Origin of the sequence: Hymenobacter gummosus (assembly GCF_003970915.1) — a bacterium.
GTDB lineage: Bacteria > Bacteroidota > Bacteroidia > Cytophagales > Hymenobacteraceae > Solirubrum > Solirubrum gummosum.
Genome location: NZ_RXOF01000010.1, coordinates 194,000 through 213,008, shown reverse-complemented (window position 1 = coordinate 213,008; position 19,009 = coordinate 194,000). Strand labels below are relative to the sequence as shown.

20 protein-coding genes and 1 tRNA gene are annotated in these 19,009 nt (G+C 63.8%); 12 read left to right on the top strand and 9 right to left on the bottom strand.

The features are described from left to right. The first annotated feature begins 27 nt into the window (after positions 1 to 27). Complete coding sequence (locus EJV47_RS17505; protein ID WP_126694465.1) at positions 28 to 576, top strand: hypothetical protein; 549 nt, start codon at positions 28 to 30, stop codon at positions 574 to 576. 186 nt (positions 577 to 762) lie between these two features. On the opposite strand, the gene EJV47_RS17500 is transcribed toward EJV47_RS17505, so the two are convergent. Continuing rightward, the gene (locus EJV47_RS17500; protein ID WP_126694464.1) at positions 763 to 1,251 is read right to left on the bottom strand and encodes a hypothetical protein; all 489 of its coding nucleotides are present in this window, start codon (positions 1,249 to 1,251) and stop codon (positions 763 to 765) included. 139 nt (positions 1,252 to 1,390) lie between these two features. Beyond that, entirely contained in the window at positions 1,391 to 3,142 is a 1,752-nt protein-coding gene (locus tag EJV47_RS17495; RefSeq protein WP_126694463.1) for a phospho-sugar mutase, read from the bottom strand. A 214-nt stretch (positions 3,143 to 3,356) separates the two neighbouring features. Here EJV47_RS17495 and EJV47_RS17490 point away from each other — a divergent pair, with 214 nt between their 5' ends. Continuing rightward, complete coding sequence (locus EJV47_RS17490) at positions 3,357 to 5,057, top strand: Hint domain-containing protein (RefSeq protein WP_165903810.1); 1,701 nt, start codon at positions 3,357 to 3,359, stop codon at positions 5,055 to 5,057. Between the two features lie 340 nt (positions 5,058 to 5,397). On the opposite strand, the gene hppD is transcribed toward EJV47_RS17490, so the two are convergent. Then, positions 5,398 to 6,531 (bottom strand): 4-hydroxyphenylpyruvate dioxygenase, encoded by a 1,134-nt coding sequence (hppD, locus tag EJV47_RS17485; RefSeq protein WP_126694462.1) that lies wholly within the window; start codon positions 6,529 to 6,531, stop codon positions 5,398 to 5,400. A gap of 165 nt (positions 6,532 to 6,696) precedes the next feature. Here hppD and EJV47_RS17480 point away from each other — a divergent pair, with 165 nt between their 5' ends. From EJV47_RS17480 to EJV47_RS17465, 4 genes are all read left to right on the top strand, one after another. Continuing rightward, complete coding sequence (locus EJV47_RS17480) at positions 6,697 to 7,071, top strand: hypothetical protein (protein WP_126694461.1); 375 nt, start codon at positions 6,697 to 6,699, stop codon at positions 7,069 to 7,071. Positions 7,072 to 7,228: 157 nt separating this feature from the next. Next, positions 7,229 to 7,582, top strand: a complete 354-nt coding sequence (locus EJV47_RS17475; RefSeq protein ID WP_126694460.1) for a DUF952 domain-containing protein — start codon at positions 7,229 to 7,231, stop codon at positions 7,580 to 7,582. Positions 7,583 to 7,707: 125 nt separating this feature from the next. Next, the gene (locus EJV47_RS17470) at positions 7,708 to 8,511 is read left to right on the top strand and encodes a hypothetical protein (RefSeq protein WP_126694459.1); all 804 of its coding nucleotides are present in this window, start codon (positions 7,708 to 7,710) and stop codon (positions 8,509 to 8,511) included. A 63-nt stretch (positions 8,512 to 8,574) separates the two neighbouring features. After that, a complete protein-coding gene (locus EJV47_RS17465) occupies positions 8,575 to 9,516 on the top strand; it encodes a peptidase associated/transthyretin-like domain-containing protein (RefSeq protein WP_126694458.1) in 942 nt (313 codons plus the stop codon). Between the two features lie 110 nt (positions 9,517 to 9,626). On the opposite strand, the gene EJV47_RS17460 is transcribed toward EJV47_RS17465, so the two are convergent. The 6 genes from EJV47_RS17460 to EJV47_RS17440 all read right to left on the bottom strand — a co-directional run bounded on the left by EJV47_RS17460 (position 9,627) and on the right by EJV47_RS17440 (position 14,395). Next, positions 9,627 to 10,148: a DUF2911 domain-containing protein gene (locus tag EJV47_RS17460; protein ID WP_126694457.1), complete on the bottom strand. Its 522-nt coding sequence runs from the start codon at positions 10,146 to 10,148 to the stop codon at positions 9,627 to 9,629. 194 nt (positions 10,149 to 10,342) lie between these two features. Then, positions 10,343 to 10,936 (bottom strand): IS630 family transposase, encoded by a 594-nt coding sequence (locus tag EJV47_RS17455; protein ID WP_165903809.1) that lies wholly within the window; start codon positions 10,934 to 10,936, stop codon positions 10,343 to 10,345. Further along, complete coding sequence (locus EJV47_RS17450; RefSeq protein WP_126694455.1) at positions 10,920 to 11,252, bottom strand: COG3415 family protein; 333 nt, start codon at positions 11,250 to 11,252, stop codon at positions 10,920 to 10,922. The genes EJV47_RS17455 and EJV47_RS17450 overlap by 17 nt, the downstream gene beginning before the upstream one ends. Further along, entirely contained in the window at positions 11,249 to 11,416 is a 168-nt protein-coding gene (locus EJV47_RS28100) for a hypothetical protein (RefSeq protein WP_165903808.1), read from the bottom strand. The genes EJV47_RS17450 and EJV47_RS28100 overlap by 4 nt, the downstream gene beginning before the upstream one ends. 496 nt (positions 11,417 to 11,912) lie before the next feature. Further along, entirely contained in the window at positions 11,913 to 13,820 is a 1,908-nt protein-coding gene (locus tag EJV47_RS17445) for an ABC-F family ATP-binding cassette domain-containing protein (RefSeq protein ID WP_126694454.1), read from the bottom strand. Positions 13,821 to 14,155: 335 nt separating this feature from the next. Next, positions 14,156 to 14,395, bottom strand: coding sequence for a hypothetical protein (locus tag EJV47_RS17440; RefSeq protein ID WP_126694453.1), 240 nt, complete (start codon positions 14,393 to 14,395; stop codon positions 14,156 to 14,158). Between the two features lie 106 nt (positions 14,396 to 14,501). Between EJV47_RS17440 and EJV47_RS17435 the strand changes: the two genes are divergently transcribed. The 6 genes from EJV47_RS17435 (at position 14,502) to EJV47_RS17410 (ending at position 18,942) form a co-directional block, all read left to right on the top strand. Continuing rightward, positions 14,502 to 14,575 (top strand) — tRNA-Ala (locus tag EJV47_RS17435). 82 nt (positions 14,576 to 14,657) lie between these two features. Continuing rightward, entirely contained in the window at positions 14,658 to 15,074 is a 417-nt protein-coding gene (locus EJV47_RS17430) for a hypothetical protein (protein ID WP_126694452.1), read from the top strand. 98 nt (positions 15,075 to 15,172) lie between these two features. Further along, positions 15,173 to 16,006, top strand: a complete 834-nt coding sequence (murI, locus tag EJV47_RS17425) for a glutamate racemase (protein ID WP_126694451.1) — start codon at positions 15,173 to 15,175, stop codon at positions 16,004 to 16,006. A 390-nt stretch (positions 16,007 to 16,396) separates the two neighbouring features. Further along, complete coding sequence (locus EJV47_RS17420; protein ID WP_165903807.1) at positions 16,397 to 17,002, top strand: CsgE family curli-type amyloid fiber assembly protein; 606 nt, start codon at positions 16,397 to 16,399, stop codon at positions 17,000 to 17,002. 32 nt (positions 17,003 to 17,034) lie between these two features. Next, complete coding sequence (locus EJV47_RS17415; protein WP_126694449.1) at positions 17,035 to 17,469, top strand: curli production assembly/transport component CsgF; 435 nt, start codon at positions 17,035 to 17,037, stop codon at positions 17,467 to 17,469. Between the two features lie 63 nt (positions 17,470 to 17,532). Further along, positions 17,533 to 18,942 (top strand): CsgG/HfaB family protein, encoded by a 1,410-nt coding sequence (locus EJV47_RS17410; protein WP_126694448.1) that lies wholly within the window; start codon positions 17,533 to 17,535, stop codon positions 18,940 to 18,942. The last annotated feature ends 67 nt before the right edge of the window (positions 18,943 to 19,009 follow it).

The following is a 19,009-nucleotide window of genomic DNA, read 5'->3' as shown; positions in this document are numbered from 1 at the left end:
TATCCACGTAGGCTGATTCACGCAGCTATGGGCGTCAATATCGTCGCACTGTTTCCCCTGTTCGCCTTCTCGGCCGAAACCTTGCGGACCATCGAGCAGGTGGAACGCAGCGAATTTGCCGCGGCTGCTGCGCTGGCCACCGCCATGCAGGCCGAGGGCTTTGCCACCGGCAGCCGGCCCGTGCAGTGGTACGACAAGCGCAAGCCCACTGCCGAGGCTGCCTTGCCCGGGCGCCCAATGCTGCCCGATATAAACATGGAATTGCTGCTTCCCGGCCCCAACCTGAATCTGTGCTTCCGCGCCGATGCCTTTGCCATCTGGAGCGTGATGCGGGCCCGGCTGGTGCTGGGAAATCGTCCGGAGTCGCGGGCCCGGCTGCTGGACGTGTACCGGGAAATTGGCCGGGGCTTCGGGGCGGCGGAGTGCTGGATTATGGGCGACGACAACCCCATCTACCACGCCTTCGAGCGAAACCAGGACTACAGTGCAGTTGCTGGCGAAGAGAAATTCAGTCTGGCCGAACTCTACCCGGACCCTGCCCTGGAAGTCGAGGGTTTTTACCGATTGCCGCTGTAGCTACGAGTGCCCAGGAGCCAAGCTGCTGGCACTTGGCGGACGAAACGGCTTGGGGTACCTACCCACGCGCCGCTGGGCTGCCCTTCCCGCTGTGCCTGGGCTACCTGATGACCAAGAAAAAAGCCTTTTTGATGTTCGGGCCGGGCATCGGGGTACGGCTGTGGCGCGTTGCCCGGCCCTACGCGTTCAGACCGTCACGCCGTGCGGGGCTTCTTGCGGATGGATGAACACTACCGGCACGCCAAGAGGCTTGGCCAAGGTTGCGGCCAGCTGCAGCGCGTCGGCCTTGGCGGTCAGGGCCAGCCGCTCCACCACGATGCCGTTGGCGGAGCCTGCTACGGAGAGCATAACCACCCAAAATGCCTCTTGATCGGTGCGCATGCGGCCGGGCCGGCCGGAAGTGCCCAGCTGCGAAAAGTATTTGACCACCACCCGGCTGACGGGCGGCAGCTCTTCCCACTCGCCGATGCGCAAGCCGCCGATTTTGGTGAAATGCCGCAGTCGGGAATTGGGCAAATCCACTTCAAGCCCTTTGGAAAGCGCGAAGGGCATCAACGCCAGCAGCAGGCAAATTCCACTCAATACGGGCTGGCGGAGGTAGATGCCCAAGCTTACAAAGGTTACTGTTAGCGCCCAGGTCAACGGGGTGCGCCGGGAACCGGTAATAATTTCCATATGGAAGTCAACGCCCCTGTTCAACCACGGGAGAAGCCAAATATAAAGGCCGGGCTAAGTGGCCCGGCCTTTTCAATGGGAAGTAAACCCGGTTATTACCATCCCAGACAAGCCTGTCAGGATGGCATTGTAAACTGGTTTACTGCAGCTGCATTTCCTGAATGATCTGCTTAATTCGCCCATCCAGGCCCACCAGCGCGTCCTCGAACGACTCCTCGGCGCCGAAATTCGGCTGCTTCAGGCTGAAGTAGAACTTGATTTTGGGCTCGGTACCGGAGGGGCGGGCCGACACCTTGGAGCCGTCCTCGGTCACGAACTGCAGCACGTTGGACTTCTCGTACTGCAGCGGCGTCGTCTGGCCGGTGCGAAGGTCGCGGGCCACCGACTGCTGGTAGTCGAGCAGCTGCACCACGGGCGAGCCGCCGAGCGAGGCGGGCGGGTTCTGGCGCAGCCCGGCCATCATTTCCTGGATTTCCTCGGCGCCGCGCTGGCCTTTCTTGGTCAGGGAAATCAGGTCTTCCTTGTAGAGGCCGTAGCTGCGGTACATCTGGGCCATTTCCTCGTAGAGCGTGCGGCCCTGGTCCTTGGCCACGGCGGCCATTTCGGCAATCAGGCAGCAGGCCGACACGGCGTCCTTGTCGCGCACGAAGTCGCCGATCATGTAGCCGTAGCTTTCCTCGCCGCCGCCGATGTAGTGCTGGCCGTCGTTCTGAGCCTCCAGCTCGCGGATCACGCCGGCAATGTACTTGAAGCCCGTCAGCGTCTGGAACGAGCGGATGCCGTAGCGCTTGGCCACCTCGCCCAGCACGTCGCTGGTCACAATGGTGTACACGATGTAGTCCTTCCCGGTATTCAGCTGCCCGGCCTGCTGGCGGGCCGACACGAGGTAGTGCGTCAGCAGGGCCGCCGTCTGGTTGCCGTTGACCAGCACCCAGTCGCCGTCCTTGTTTTTCACGCCGATGCCCACGCGGTCGGCGTCGGGGTCGGTGGCAATGACGAGGTCGGCGTCGAGCTGCTTGGCCTTGTCCAGGGCCATCTGCATGGCCACTTTCTCCTCCGGGTTCGGCGACTTCACGGTGGGGAAGTTGCCGTCGGGCGTGGCCTGCTCCTCCACCACGTGCACGTTGATGAAGCCGAAGCGCTTCAGCGCCGGCGGCACCATGGTGATGCCCGTACCGTGAATGGGCGTGTACACGATTTTGAGGTCGTGCTGGCGCTTGATGGCCTCGGGGTTGATGCTCAGCTTCGCTACCTGGTCCAGGTAAGCGTTGTCGATGTCGGCACCAATAATGTGAATCTTGGCTTTGTCGGCCTCAAACTTCACCGCGTCGACGCTCTGAATGGCGTTGACCTCGCGGATGATGTTCTTGTCGTGCGGGGCCACCACCTGGGCGCCGTCGTTCCAGTACACCTTGTAGCCGTTGTACTCCTTGGGGTTGTGCGAGGCGGTGATGACTACCCCGCTCTGGCAGCCCAGGTGCCGGATGGTATACGACAGCTCGGGCGTGGGGCGCAGGTCCTCGAACAGGTATACCGTGATGCCGTTGGCCGAGAAGATGCCGGCGGCCGTCTGGGCGAAGGCGCGCGAGTTCAGGCGCGAGTCGTGGGCCACGGCCACCTTGATTTCCTGACCGGGGAAGCTCTGCAGCAGGTAGTTGCACAGGCCCTGGGTGGCCATGCCCAGGGTGTAGCGGTTCATGCGGTTCGAGCCCACGCCCATCACCCCGCGCAGCCCGCCGGTGCCAAATTCCAGGTCGCGGTAGAAGGCATCGTTGAGGCCTTCCTCGTCGCCGGCGGCCTGCAGGCGCTGGATTTCGGCCTTGGTCTCGTCGTCGTAGTTGCCGGTAAGCCAGGTTTGGATTTTCTGTTGAACGTCAGCGGAAAGAGCCATATGCGGGGAAAATCAAAAAGGAGGGTTTTGTACGCCAAAGAAAAGGGAAGTTTGCACACGGTGGAGACGCATTTGGATAAAGCTCACATTATCATGCGATTGAGCCGCGCCGGATTTTTCGCGCACTTGCAGCCGCTTTCGCGCCGGGTTTTGGCCCTGGCCGCGGGGCGCCTTCTCCGCCGCCGTTCCGTTCCCTTTTTCCGCTTCCCCAGCTATGAAAATTCACCGCCTGACCAGCCTGCTCCTGTGCCTGCTGGTCGCCCTGCTCGTGGTGCTGCCCTTCGCGGTGGCCTTCGCCCAGAAGCCCGTCAAGGCCGACGTGCTGCCCCTGTTCGACCGGCTGCCGGCCCCGCCCACGGCCTTCAATGCCGGCCTCAAGCGCCCGGCCGCCTTTGCCGAGCTGGATAAGCAGCTGGGCCAGCTCGGAGCCAGCATTGGCGCGGGCCGCACCACGGAGCAGACGCGCACCGAGCAGGCCTACAAAAGCATGGGCCAGCAGGCCCAGGCCGCGGGCCTGGATAAGATGACGGACCAGCAGAAAATGGCCTACCTGCAGCAGCACGGCCAGGCTATGCCCGGCTACAACGCCCAGGCCGTGCAGCTGGCCCAGCAGATGCAGGACCCCGCGTTTCAGGCCAAGCTGGCCCGGATGAGCGACGCCGAAAAAGCCCAGTTTCTGCAGGCCCAGATGGCCGCGCCCGGCAGCCCCCAGCAGCGCATGACGGCCGACCCGAGCTTTCAGGCCGCTCAGGCCGCTCAGGCCGAGTTTATGCAGCAGATGCGCAATCCGACGTTCCGCGCGGCGTGGGAAAAGAAGTCGGAAGCCGAGCAGGACGCCTACATGCAGCAGCTTATGCGCAAGCACGGTCTGAACGAGGCCAAGATGCAGGCCATGGGCGGCAATCAGCGGCCGCAGAAGCTGGCGCCGCTGGTAGCTACGGCGGCCCTGGATGCCCACAGCAAGATGGTGGAGGCCTTTAGCTCCGAAATGACCGGTAATGGCTTCACGCGGGTGCAGCAGCAGCTCGAAACCGAGCTGGAAAGCCTCAAGCAGCAGGAGCAGGCCCGGCAGCTGCCCGAGGCCCGCGAGGGCGACTGCGCCGGCCAGCGCAAGAACTTCGACTACTACCGCCAGTTCACCAAGCGCCGCCTCGACCTGTACGTCAAGTACCTACCTCAGCTGAACACAGCCTGGAACACCCAGAAGGCCCTGGTGAAAACCCGCGTGACGCCCTTCCAGACCGAGCTGGCCAAGATTCACTACGGCGACGACATTCAGCGGGCCGGGGAGAAAAACGTCGTGGGCAGCCTGGCCGGCGGGCAGCAGCTCATGCTGAGCCAGGTGCAGCAGCTGCTGGGCTACAGCAGCGCCATCTACGACCTGAACAAAGAATATTTCGACCTGAAAAAGGTCTACGACGCGCCCTTCAAATGCGAGGAGCTGGTGTGCTTCCCGGCCTTTGCCCGCGTAGCCCTGCCCGATGGCCGGCAGGTGCACATCAGCAAGGTGCGCCCCGGCGACGTGGTGCTCGGCTACGACGCCCAGACCGGCCGCCCCGTGCCCACCCGCGTCGTGCGCCTCGACATCCACGACGAGCAGGCCTACCCGCTGGTGCAGCTGACCATCGGCGCGGCGCCGGTGTACGCCGGCCTGGAAATGCTCGTCGGCCGCTACAAAGCCGCCACCGAGCTGGTGCTGACGCCCAATCACCCCATCGTGACCCGGCAGGGCCAGCAACTGCGCGCCGACGAGCTGCGCCCCTCCGACGACGTGCTGCAGCTTGGCACCGACGCGGCCGTGGAAACCACCCACCTTGCGGACCGCCAGGCCGCCGGCTCGGCCCGCGTGGTCTACAACCTGCGCACCGAAACCGGCAATTACTTCGTCAGCGGCGTGCTGGTCGGCTCGAAGTAGGGCAGGTGCTTATATCAAGAAGTGCGATGCAAAACGCCCCGGCCAGTGCAGGCCAGGGCGTTTTGCATTACAAGGGGTGACAGGTTTTGCAGACTATTGCACTGCTTTGGTCGGACCATTGCTGATACTCAGCCAAGCTTTCGAAACCGATTTTAGGAGTGAAACCCGCCCCGCTAAAGGCGTCGCCGGAGCCGTAGTGTGGACAGTGAGCTTCATGAATCCGCCACCGGCCTCCCGTAGTGCGTTGAGCGTACAAACCAGTGGGTTTACCTTGGGGCTGTTGCGCTTGCCAGTCGTTGAACAGCAGCGCATCCTGCTTGCCAAACCTGCGCATGACGGCTTACAGGTTGCCGCGCAGGGCCTGCTCCCGCTCGATGGCCTCGAACAGGGCCTTGAAGTTGCCCTTGCCGAACGACTTGGCGCCCTTGCGCTGGATGATTTCGAAGAACACCGTGGGACGGTCCTCCACTGGCTTGGTGAAAATCTGCAGCAGGTAGCCTTCCTCGTCGCGGTCCACCAGCAGGTTCAGCTCCTTGATGCTGTCCAGGTCCTCGTCGATATTGCCCACGCGCTCAATCAGGTCCTCGTAGTAGGTGCCGGGCACCGTGAGGAACTCTACGCCCCGGCGGCGCAGCTCGGCCACCGTCGAGCGGATGTCGTGGGTAATCAGGGCCATGTGCTGCACGCCCGCGTCGTGGTAGAAGTCGAGGTATTCCTCGATCTGCGACTTTTTCTTGCCCTCGGCCGGCTCGTTGATGGGGAATTTCACGAAGCCGTTGCCGTTCGACACCACCTTGGACATCAGGGCCGAATACTCGGTCGAAATGTCGTCGTCGTCGAAGGTGATGAGCAGCTTGAAGCCCATCACGTCCTCGTAGAACTTCACCCACTGGTTCATCTCGCCCCAGCCCACGTTGCCCACGCAGTGGTCCACGTACTGCAGGCCCACCGGCGCGCCCTGCGGCACGTTGCTGGTCTTGGCCACGAAGCCCGGCAGGAAGGGCCCGTTGTACTTGCTGCGTTCCACGAAGGTGTGGATGGTTTCGCCGTAGGTGTAGATGCCGGCCAGCGTTACCTCGCCGTTTTCGTCGGAGATGGTATAGGGCTCGAAGGCCGGCTTGGCGCCGCGCTTGGTGGTTTCCTCGAAGGATTTGCGGGCGTCGTCCACCCACAGGGCCATGACCTTTACCCCGTCGCCGTGCTTGGCCACGTGTCGGGTGATGTCGGAGTCGGGCAGCAGGGAGGTGGTCAGCACGAAGCGGATTTTGTTCTGCTGCAGCACGTAGCTGGCCCGGTCGCGCACGCCGGTTTCGGGGCCGGCGTAGGCCACCAGCTCAAAGCCGAAGGCAGCCTGGTAGAAGTAGGCCGACTGCTTGGCGTTGCCCACGTAGAACTCGAGGTAATCGGTGCCGTTGAGGGGCAGAAAATCGACGGCTTGCGGAGTGGCCGCGGCGGCCGGGCTGAGCGTTTCCATGTGCGGGAGCGGGGAATTGGGGTGGTTGGATGGGGTACCGGGGAAAGACGGGGTAAAAATACGCTTTCGGGCTAATTCGCGGCCGGGCTGGGGAGTTTCTTGATTCTTTCCCAAATTTGCTTTGGCAGCCGCGCCTCCCCACACCGGCCGCGCACACCTATTTCTATGGATACCAACGCCCTGAACCAGGCCCTGACGGCCCTCCTGACCAAGAAACACGAGCTGCACCAGCTCGCCTACAGCGACTCCCGCTACGACGACGTGGAGGAAGAGCTGCACGACTTGGAAGACGATTTCAACGAGGAATACGGCGAGTTTCTGGAAGCCGCCCTGGAGAAAGTCCACGGCGAGCTTAGCTCCGACACCGACGTGCTGCTGCCCACCGCCTACCTGCCCGCCGGCCCCCAGCTGACCAGCGAAGACGGCGTGTGGGTCGACTCGGAGAAGTACCCCGGCAAAGTGCGCCTGGTGCTGCTGCCCAACCCCGTGCGCTTCGTGCTGACCAGCAAAGGCCAGCAGCACGAGCTGTGGAAGGCTTGAGGCAATTAAAAATTGAGAATTAAAAATTAAAAATGAGGACTGATGGCTGCGGCTGTCAGTCCCGTTTTTGCTTTTGCACTTCTCTGCTGCCGACGGGCTACTGCGCCGCTGGCGCCTTTCAGAACGAAATTTTTAATTTTTAATTCTCAATTTTTAATTGAACACGCTCTACCGCATTGCCGAGCCCGCCGACTGGCAGCAAGCGCAGCAAACCGGCTTTTTTGCCAGCGCCGATTTGCCGGCCGAGGGCTTTATTCACCTCTCCGAGCGGCAGCAGGTCGTGGAAACGGCCAACCGCTACTACCGCGGCCGCGCGGGGCTACTGCTGCTGGTGCTGGACGAGGCGCTTATCGTCGCGGCCGGCGTGAGAGTGGAGCGCGAGTGGGTGCCCGCCCGGCAGCAGCATTTCGCCCACGCCTTCGGCCCGGTTCCCGCCGCCGCCGTGGTGCAGGTTTTGGATTTTATGCCTACCGGTGAGGGTAATTTTGAGCTGCCGATTGGGCTTAAATAAGCCCGTAGTAATAAGTTAAGCGCCCTTGCGGGCCCGGCGGCGGCATTTATGGGCGTGGAGTCACGGTTGGATTTTGATTAGCCAGGGAATAGTCGTTACTTACCCGACCACTCTTCCTCCCGCGCATGAAAATCTTTACGCTTCGGTCCGTTCTGTCTTCCTTGCTGCCCGCCGGCGCGCTGCTGCTCGGCCTGGGCGCCTGCACCACCTCGCACTACGTGCTAGTCAAGCCCGCCGCGGGTGGCGGGCAGTGGCAGGACGGGATGGAAGTGGTAGCCGCCAAGCAGGACAGCCTCGACGTGCGCCTGGGCGTGGTATCGACCACGGGGCCCTGGCTGGAGTTCGATGTGACGGTGCACAACCGCCGCCGCCGCCCCGTGCTGGTGGCGCCCGAAGCCTTCTACCTGGATGCCTACGCGGCCACGCCCGGCGTGGGGGCCCTGCGCGTGCAGTCCGAAAACCCCGAGCAGAACATTCAGGCCCTGCAGCAGCAGGCAGCCTATCACCGGCAGAAAGCCACCGCCCGCCCGGCCGCCGAAATGCTGTCGTCGCTGAGCAACCTGCTGGATGACATCTGCAGCCGGCCGCGCCACGAAAACGCCGCCCGCCGCGCCAGCCGCCAAGCCCGCTACCGCACCGAAATGGCCCGCTACGAGCAGGAGCGCACCAGCCACGCCGTGCAGGCCACCGCCGCCCGCAACCAGCAGCGGCAGCTGGAAACCACCCTGCTGCGCAAAACCACCCTCGCGTCCGGGCAGGAGCTGCGCGGCCGCGTCCGGTTCCGCCGCTGCGCCGATGCCGCCGTGCGCCTGCGCCTGGTGATGCCCCTGGCCGGCCGCGAGCTGGCGGGCGAGTTTACCCAGCAGTACTTCCGCCTCGATAGCCCACTGGCCACGGCTGCTGCTCCGGCTAAAGCCAGCCGCCGCTAAGCGCTCCGCGGGGCCTGCACCGCCCGCTAGTTTACCGTTGTTACCTGCTACTGCTAGCCCCGCTTGCTGTCTTTTATCGCGCTGCTGAGCCTGTTTGGGGCTCCTGATGCTTACCAGGCCGTGGTTGTCGATGCCGTGACGCGGCGGCCCCTGGCCGGCGTGGCGGTAACGGACCTGCACACCAGGGCCGGGCTGACGACCGATGCGGCGGGGCGTTTCAGCCTGCCCGGGCCGGTGGCGCACTTTCGCCTGCAGCACCTGGGCTACGCGCCGGCGGAGCTCACGCGCACCCGCCGCCCCGCGGGGCCGCCCGATACGCTGCGGCTGCACCCGCAAACCTTCGCGCTGGCCGGCGTGCAGGTGCAGGGCGCCCGGCCGGTGGTGCTGTCGGGCTACGCGGGCAAGCTCAAGTACCTGAGTGGGGCGCTGCTGGTGCCCGAATACCAGGTCGCCAGCCGGTTCAGGCCCGACGCCACGACCCTGGGCAGCGTGGTGCAGCGGCTGACGGTGAAGTTTCGCGACAACCACCCCACCGCGGGCCGGGTGCGGGTGCGGCTGCTGCCGGCCCTGCTCACCACGCCCTTCACCCCGGATTTGACCCGCGACTTGCTGCCCGCCGAGCTGATGTATACTGCCGCCGAAGTAGCCGCGCTGCCGAATCAGGAGCTGGTGGTGGAGCTGGCCTCCTATGGCATTCGGATGCCCCAGGAAGGCCTCTGCATCCTCGTAGAAGGCCTGCCGACCCTGCCCACGGAGCAGTTCGTGGAAATAAACCCCGTCTGGACCATCGTCACGGCTACCAACCCGCAGGACAAGGCTACTTACCGCACGACGCCGGCCAACGAGTTTCCGGCCATTATGGAGGCTACCTCGGCCACCACGGTCGAAACCGTGAGCCGCCACATCCACGGCCTGCCCTGGCGCATCCACGACGTCGACGACAAGCACCGGCGGGTGGAAAACGCGGCCGTTTCGCTGACGCTGCTGGCCGAGCCGGCGCCCTGAGTGGAGCTGGCCAGAAAGGCGCTAATCCAGCGGCCTAACGTCGCCGGCAGAACATGAAAAAGCCCCGCCTGCGTCGCACGGCGGGGCTTTTTGTCTCAGGAGAGTTGGCCTTACTTGATGGCTACGGGCAGCTCGATGTTTTCCCAGCGCAGCACCAGGCCGGGGCTTTCCACGGTATAGGTCAGCCGCTCGTTCAGGCTTGCCGCTTTGCGGGGCTTCACCATGACCCGCAGCGCGTCCTGCTTCTCGTCGTACTTGAAGGCGCCCCACTGGTTGGCCGTTTTGTTGAAGATGACCGTCCAGGCCTCTTTTTCCATCGGGATGACGAAGAAGGAGTAGGTGCCGGCCGGCAGGGCTTTGCCTTCCACCGTCACGGGTTGGTCGAAGGTGACGGTAGTGGCTTCGTTGGCGCCGGCGCGCCATACCTTGCCGTAGGACTCCAAGCCACCCCAGATGGTGCGACCCTTCACAGCCGGCGAGCTGTACTTCACGGTCACGTTGGCTTTGCCGGCCTTGCCGGTGGCCGTGGCGGCCGGGCTGGGCTTGGCCGCCTCCTGGGCCTGGGCGAGGCCGCCGGACAGCAGCGCCGTCAGCAGCACAAAAAGGCGGAACAGGGAAAGGGCGTTTTTCATGGGGTTTGGAATGGAGGGTTGAGAATGACGTTCCAAAAACCACGCGGCCCGGCCAAGGTTGCGCGGCGCGGGGGCTCAGGCTAAAAGTCGGCCGCAGAAAAAGCGCTTGACGGTGAGGCTCGAAGCGGACCTGGGGCGCAAATCAAGCTAGAGCGGATTCGCGGTCAGTGTACATGATACCCGCAATGGGCAAATCAATTTTTGGCGTCGGTGGCGGCTATCCATTCGCTGGCTGTTTGCAGGGCTTGGGTCAAGGCCTCGCGGGTCCGGGCCGTGGCGGTGCGCAGCTGCGTTTTGAACTTGCTGAAGGCGAGTTCAACGGGGGTAAAATCAGGCGAATAGGGCGGCACAAACAGCAGCCGGGCCCCGCGGGCCGCGACGACCTGGGCCGCTTCGGGGGCCTTGTGCACGCGCAGGTTGTCGACGACGACCACGTCGCCGGGCACGAGCGTGGGGCCCAGGACCTGCTCGAGATAGGCCACGAAGCGGGCCGTATTCACGGCCCCGTCGAGTTCCATGACGGCCTGCAGGCCCTGCGGGGTGAGGGCGGCCAGCACGGTCACGTTCGGCCCGTTGTGCAAGGGCACGGCCTGGTCGAGTCGCCGGCCCCCGACGGCCCGCCCATAGCGGCGCGTGTAGGTCAGGTGCACGCTGGTCTCGTCCACGAACTTGAAGCGCGTCACGTCTTCCCCCGCCAGGGCTTCGAGGAACGCCCGGCGCAGCCCCCTCACGCGTTCGGTGTCGCGCTCGGCGGCGTGGACGCTCTTTATTTTACGCCGTAAGTCCAACTGCTGCAACGCCTGCCAGATGGTGGTGCGGCCCGCCGGCCGCCACGAGCAAGGCGCGCAATGCGGCGAGCGTGGCGTCGGGCTGCTGGGCCACGCAGGCCGCTAGTTGGGTGCGGGCTGCCTCATCGAGCAGCGGCGCAGGGCCGCCCCGGTGCGGCAGCGCCGCTACCCCGCCGCCCGCCCGCTGGCGCTGCAGCAGCTTGTTAACAAAGGATAACGAGACGCTGAAACGGGCAGCGACCTGCCCACGTGTACTATCGCCTGCCGCACAAGCGGCCGCGACTCGTTCACGTAAATCAGCGGAGTACGGCTTCATGCCACAAAGAAAAACAGAAGCACCATATACACTGACTGCGAAACCGCTCTAATCTGGTCTTTGCGCTGGCCCGCCTGGCTGTAGAGCAGCGGGGCCACGAAGAAGCCGAGGAAAGCCACCAGCGCGAAGCCAGTGGTCCACTGGTCGAGGTTGGGCTGTTTCATAGCGTTTGGGGTAGGGAGCGGGGAGGCGGAGCGGCGGAGCCATAAAAAAGGATGCAGAAAAGAGGAAAAAGTAGCACGCTACCGGGCAAAATAATTGCGCGGCCCCGGCGTTGTATTCTTCTTCGGCGGGCAAAAAGGCCCTTTCTGCGCTAATGGCTGGCCTATAGGCACCAGCTGGCGGCTCAGTGTTGCACCGGCCGGGCGTGGCAGGCCCCGGCGCCGCGGGTCTGCGCACACCTCATGTAGCCCGCGCCGAACGTTCGGCGCGCCCCACCAAGCGCCTCGTTGCCTACGCCACAAGCGGCACCATTTCCGGCAATGCGGCCCGGGCGCATCACCTCAACGGCTCGGCAGCGGGCAGAAATAAACCGGGCTCCGGAGCAACGGTCCTTACCCATGTGGGTTGGGTGTCGTTTCTCCGGAGCCCGGTCGTTGTAGTGGCTCGTCTGGGCTATTGCCGCGGCGCCGCTAAGCTCTGATGAGCTGCCGCCCGCGGCTACGCAAACTCGGCCAGCTCCAGCCACCGTTCGCCCTTGCTGTCCAGCTCGGCGTCGGTGCGCTTCAGCTCGGCGGCCCAGTCGGCCAGCTCGGTGTGCGAGCCGCTGCCCGAATTCAGCTCTTCAATCAGCTGCTGCTTGCGGGCTTCGAGCTGCTCCAGGTCCTTTTCCAGCTGCTCGTACTCCTTTTTCTCGGCGAAGCTGAGCTTACGCTTCTGCCCGGCCGGCGCCGGGGCCGCCTTTACCTCCGCCGAGGGGGCCACGCCCGCGGCGGCCTTGGCCGTGCGCGCCTGCTGCTGGGCGTACTCCTCGGCTTCGTGCTCCTTCTGCCACTCGCGGTAGTCGGTGTAGTTGCCGGGGAACTGCCGCACCTTGCCGCCGGGCTCCAGCACGAACACGTGCTCCACCAAGGCATCCATGAAGTACCGGTCGTGCGAGACGATGAGCAGGCAGCCGCTGAAATTCAGCAGGAAGTCCTCCAGAATGTTCAGGGTGATGATGTCCAGGTCGTTGGTCGGCTCGTCCAGAATCAGGAAGTTCGGATTCTTAATGAGCACGCGCAGCAGCTGCAGGCGGCGCTTTTCGCCCCCGCTCAGCTTGCTGACCAGCGTGTACTGCTGGGCCGGCGGAAACTGGAAGTGCTGCAGGAACTGCGAGGCCGTCACCACGTCGCCGTTGGCCATTTCCACCACCTCGGCCACCTCCTTCACGATGTCGATGACGCGTTGCGACTCGTCGAATTCCAGCTCGTTCTGGGTGTAGTAGCCGAACACGGTGGTCTGCCCCGCGTCCACGGTGCCGGAGTCGGGCTGCAGCTTACCGGTGAGCATGTTCAGCAGGGTCGACTTACCGGCCCCGTTCGGTCCGATCAGGCCAATGCGGTCCTTTTTCTTGAACACGTAGCTAAAGTCGTCGAGCACCACTTTGTCGCCGAACTGCTTGTGCAGGTGCTCCACCTCGATGATTTTGCCGCCCTGGCGGGTGGTTTTCACCGACAGCTCCAGCTCGGGGCCTTTCAGCTTGGTCTTGGCCTTTTCCTGGGTTTCGTAGAAGGCGTCGATGCGGGCCTTTTGCTTGGTGCCGCGGGCCTGGGGCTGGCGGCGCATCCACTCCAGCTCCTTGCGCAGCAGGTTGCGGGCTTTTTCCACCTCCACGGCCTCCATCTGCTCGCGCTCGGCCTTTTTCTCCACGAAGTAGGAGTAGTTGCCCTGGTAGCGGTGCACCCGGCCCTGGTCCAGCTCCACAATTTCGTTGGCCACCTTGTCGAGGAAGTACCGGTCGTGAGTGACCATCAGCAGGGTGAGGGTGGGGGAAGCCAGCCGGTTTTCCAGCCACTCGATGGTGTCGAGGTCCAGGTGGTTGGTGGGCTCGTCCAGAATCAGCACCTCCGGCTCCTCGATGAGCACCCGGGCCAGGGCCACGCGCTTGCGCTGCCCGCCCGACAGGTGCCGGACCTGCCGGTCCAGCAGCGGCCCCAGGATGCCCAGGCGCCCCAGAATCTGCTTCACCTGCGCCTCGTAGTCCCAGGCATTGAGCGCGTCCATCTGCTCCATCACCCGCTGCAAATCCTCGGATTTGTGGTTTGCATCGTTGACCACGTGCTCGTAGTCGCGGATGGCGGCCAGCGTGTCGTTCTGCGAGGCGAAGATGGTCTGTTCCACCGTCAGCTCCTCGTCGAACTGCGGCTGCTGGCCCAGGAAGGCCACCCGGATACCCTTGCGCACCGACACCAGCCCCGTATCGGGCTGCTCGATGCCGGCCAGAATGCGCAGCAGGGTGGTTTTGCCGGCCCCGTTGATGCCGACCAGGGCCACGCGCTGCCCCTGTTGCAGCCCGAAGGCCAGGTCGCGGAACAGCCAGCGGTCCGCGTAGTTTTTAGAGAGATTTTCGCCGGAAAGCAGATTCATGAATCACGGATTTGTGCGGATTTTTCGGATTTCACGGATTTTGTGGACGATTCACGGCCGCTTGGCAGCCGCACTCCACTGGCCTTTGACCCAAAACCGAGCCGACGGCTTCTCCGGAAGCTCCTGCTGAAGCTGTACAGCTTCGCAGTGCAAAAATCGTCTACAAAATCCGGGAACCGAAGGAAGGCGCCGCCAAATCCGAAAAATCCGTGATTCGTCCGTCTGCAGAATCCGGTAACGCAAGAAAAGCGAAACCAAGTCCGTCAAATCCGCAAAGTCCGTAATTCAATCGTCTACAAAATCCGTGCAATCCGTCAAATCCGAAAAATCCGTGATTAGAGGATGCGCACCCGGTCGCGGTGCACGTCGTCGCGCAAGATTTCCAGGCCGCGGTAAGCCAGGGGGCGGCCGGTGTTGGTGGTCAGCTCGCCGCCGTCGGCGTGCAGAGCAGCTACGTCCAGAATCAGCTGGGTGTATTTCCGCTCGCCCAGCTCGATGGCAACCGGGCGGCCGTGGGCGGAATCGTAGTGAGCCAGCGCCTGGTCGATTTCCTCCAGAATGACGCTTCGGGGCATAAAAAGTCGGATGGTTCGCTGAGCAACATACATATTTAGGATGAAAACCCGATTAACAAGGCTTGCGCCGCCAAAGCTGGCGTCATAATTTGCCTTTATTACCCCCGGGGAATTAGCTCAGCTGGCTAGAGCGGTTGCATCGCACGCAACAGGTCATCGGTTCGAATCCGTTATTCTCCACGCTCACTTTACTGGTTTGGCAGAGCGGCATTGCATTTGCGCCTGTCCTCGCACCATTCATTCTCTTTCATCTACACTGCCCATGTCCAGACTACTATCCACCGCGCTATTTGGCACCCTCTTGCTGCTGGCCGCCTGTTCCAAGGATGATTCCAAGCCGGAAAAGGTGCTGGAAGACACATGGACCCTGACCCGCTCCGCCTCCCAGTATACCGACGCCAGCGGCAACCAGGTAACCTACTCCGACGTCAGCTTTCCGGGCCGCGACCAGACGCTGGAAGTCACGCCGACGGAGTGGATAACCCGCGAGGGCACCGATGCGCCCATCAAGCGGAGTTACGAGCGCCGCGGCGACACGCTCCTGGTGGAGCAAAGCTTCGGGGGCTTTGCCCTCCCGCCCAAGCGCCTGCTCATCGTGGAGCTGAACGCTACCTCCCTGCACCTGAAAACGGCCGCGGGGCCGCCCCAACTGGTGCACCACGACTACTACACCCGCTAAGCGGCGGTAAGCTGCGCCCGGCGGCGCCGGCGGGAGCGGGGACGTCGAACCCAGCCCGCCGGCGCCTTTATTTTTCTCTGCGCCGTACCTTCGGCGCCATGTCCGTACCCGCACTCCCGGCCACCGACGCCCGCCCCATCGGCGTCTTCGACAGCGGCATCGGTGGCCTCACCGTCGCCCGCGCCGTCAACCAGCTGCTGCCCCACGAGCGGCTCGTGTACTTCGGCGACACCGCCCACCTGCCCTACGGCGACAAAAGCACGGCCGCCATTCAGGCTTACTCGGTCAAAATCTGTGACTTGCTGCTGCGCCAGCACTGCAAAGTCATTCTAATTGCCTGCAACTCGGCCTCGGCGGCCGCCTACGAGCTGGTGCGCGAGTACGTGGGCTCCAAGGCCCGCGTGCTCAACGTTATCGACCCCATCGTGCGGCACGTCGGGGCGCAGTACGCCGGGCGCGAAGTCGGGCTTATCGGAACCAAGCAGACGGTGGGCTCCAACGTGTACCGCAAAAAGCTCGACGCGCTGGACCGCGACATTCGCCTGCACGCCCTGGCCACGCCTCTGCTGGCACCCATGATTGAGGAGGGCTTCGTGCGCGGGGCCGTCAGCCAGAGCGTTATCGACACCTACCTCTCGGACGCGGCCCTGACCGGCATCGAGGCGCTGGTGCTGGCCTGCACGCACTACCCGCTGATCCGGGAACAGATTGCCGAGTACTACCAGGGCCACGTCGATGTGCTCGACCCCTCCGATACCGTAGCCGAAGCCCTGCAGCAGTTGCTGGAGCAGCAGGGGCTGGCCGCGCCCCCGGCCAGCCGCCCGCCTCAGCATCACTTCTACGTGTCCGACTTCACCCCTTCCTTTGCCGACAGCACCCGGTTGTTTTTCGGGCAGGAAGTAAACCTGGAGCACTATCCACTTTGGGAGTAAGCTTGTTGTAAGCCAATAAGCAAAGCCGGCGGCCTGCTGCAAAGCGGGCCGCCGGCTTGGTTTGGCGTTGCAGCCACAATAGCAATGCTTGAGCTGGTAAATTCTGTTATGTAGTTTGAATAGTTATATTAATAAAAATTTAAATAATATTCTTTGCGGTAATCATTGTATAATACTTGTAATTAATTACATTTGATTGATATCAGGGTTGGGGTAGCTGATCAGACCCCGGCCCGGTTGCCTGATTCTTTCATTTAAGCGGCTTCGTCAGCGCCACTTGCGGGCCGCGTCTCCTTCTCCACTACTATGCGACGGACAGTACGTACTGCTCCGCCACCACCGCCTGTGCTGTGGTGGCGGCCCTGGATGATTGCGCTCGGCAGTTTCCTGTTGGCTACTCTGTACCTGCCGGCAGCCGCTCAGACGCCCAAAAAAGCTGCTGGCGCGGTTCTTAAGCCAATCCCCAGAACAGCCCCGGCGGCGCCGAAGCCGGCCGCTGCGCCCGGCAGAGCTACGCCGCCCGCGGCGGGCAGCAAACCGGGCCCGACGGCCAGGAAGTACGAAGCCGCGCCCGGCAAGGAGCCGTCCATCACGCCCAAGCAGCTGGAAGAAGCCCTGCGCAAGCTCCTGCGGGCCGATTCGGTGCAGAACCGCAAGTTCCGCCCCACCGAAATCGAGGGCCTGATTGTGGACCAGACCATTACCAAGGTCGGGCACGACTTCTATGACGTGTTCTACACCCACTGGGAGGCCCCGGCCGGCGCCACCGACTTTACCGTGACCCTGCGCGAGCGGCCTGCCCGCGGTACCGCTACGCTCGTGACCCTGGAAGTCAACGATACGGAGCTGCTGGAAATGCCCCTGCAGCCCAAATTCGACGTGGTGGAGGCCGCCGCCCAGGAGGCCGTAGCCGTGGCCCAGGACTTTCTGATTCGCTCCCAAACCGTGAAAAACCAGCTCGACGGCGCCGACCAGTCGGGCTCGGGCCTTTTCTGAGGCCCTTGTTCCACCTCCAACCCACCATTCCCATGTCCACTACTACCTTATGGCTGCGCCTGGCCCTGCTGCTGGGGATTCTGCTGCTGGGCAGCCGGCAGCACGCCGCCGCCCAGGATTTCGTGTACGAGCCGAAAAACCCCTCCTTCGGCGGCGGCAACACCTTCAACTACTCCTGGCTGCTCAGCTCGGCCCAGGCCCAGAACACCATCGAAGACAAGACCGGGAGCAACAGCCTGCAGCGCGACCCGCTCAAGGAGTTTGAGCAGAGCCTCAACCAGCAGATTCTGGGGCAATTGTCGCGCCAGCTTGTTACCTCGAAGTTCGGGGAGGGCGGCGTCAAGGAGGGCACCTACACCATCGGCTCGTACCAGGTGAACGTGACGCCCACCGGCAGCGGCATGGCCGTGCAGATTACCGACACGGGCACCGGCAACCAGACCACGATTACCGTTCCGTTCCTCTAGTCGCCCCGGCCGCGGCCCCGGGTCCGCCACGACCCGGGGCCGCGGCCTTAGTCCTTGCCCGTCATGCGTATTCTCGCCCGTTCCACCCGGGTGCTGGCCGGGCTGCTGCTGAGCGCAGCGGCCGGCTGCGCGCCGTATTTCCACCAGCCCTTCGCCACCGAGCGGGCCCGCCTCGGGGCCGAAGTGCGCGCCAACCAGGACTTGCGCGGCCTGCCCGAGCCGCAGGAGCGCATCGTGGTGGCCGTGTACAAATTCCGGGACCAGACCGGGCAGTACAAGCCCACGGCCAACGGCTCCAGCTTCTCCACGGCTATTACCCAGGGCGCTACCAGCATTCTGCTGCGGGCCTTGGAGGAGTCGCGCTGGTTTGAGCCCATTGAGCGCGAAAACCTCGGCAACCTGCTCAACGAGCGGAAAATCATCCGCAGCAGCCGGGCCGAGTTTTCGGAGCAGTCGGGGCAGAAGGAGCCCGCCCTGCCGCCCTTGCTCTTCGCGGGCGTCATTCTGGAGGGCGGCATCATTTCCTACGACGCCAACATGCTTACCGGCGGGGCGGGGCTGCGTTACTTCGGGGCCGGGGCCTCGGGCCAGTACCGCCAAGACCGCGTGACGGTGTATCTGCGGGCCATTAGCACCAGCAACGGGCAGATTCTGAAGACGGTGTACACCACCAAAACCATCCTCTCGCAGCAGGTCGACGCCAGCTTGTTCCGCTTCGTGAACTTCAAGCGCCTGCTCGAAACCGAAACCGGCTTTACTTATAATGAGCCGACGGAAATGGCCGTGAAGGAAGCCATTGAGAAATCGGTGCAGGCGCTGGTTATCGAAGGCATGCTGGAGGGGCTGTGGGCGCCCCGGGCGGCGGCCAACCTCGACGGGCAGGCCGTGCACGACTACCTGGCTGAGAAAAACGACAACGCCACCGTCGACGTGCTGGGCCGCTCCCTGAAAGACCGTCGCAGCAACTTCGGCATCGGGCTGAGCGCGGCGGCCCTGCGCTACGCCGGCGACTACAAGAACCCGCAGGTGCGGCCCGGCGCCGAGCTGACCCTGCGCTACGGGGGCAACGGCCGCCTGGCCGCCGCCGTGAACCTGGGCCGCAGCACCCTGGCCGCCGGCGACTTTTACCGCGAAACGTTCAATTACGCCGAGCTGGCGGGCCACCTGCGTTTTTTCCCCAAGGAGCGCCTGACGCCCTTTTTGCTGGCCGGCGGGGGCGTAACCTCGCGCAGCCGCACCGCGGGGGGCAGCGCCGAAGTGTTGCCGCACGTGGTGGGCGGGGTAGGGGTGGAGCTGCTGCCCACCGACCGCCTGGGCCTGCAGTTCAGCGTCGACAACCACTATTACCTCACCGACCGCCTCGACCGCATGGTGCAGGGCAAGTACAATGACTTTTACTGGGCCGGCCGGCTGAGCGTGGTCTGGTACCTGGGCCGCCGGCAGCCTTTGACGGTGGCCCGGCCCAAGCCCTGAGCCTGCTCACTACTAGACTACCCGCTGCCCGCCTGGCTTCGTATTCGAGGCCGGGCGGGCAAAATCA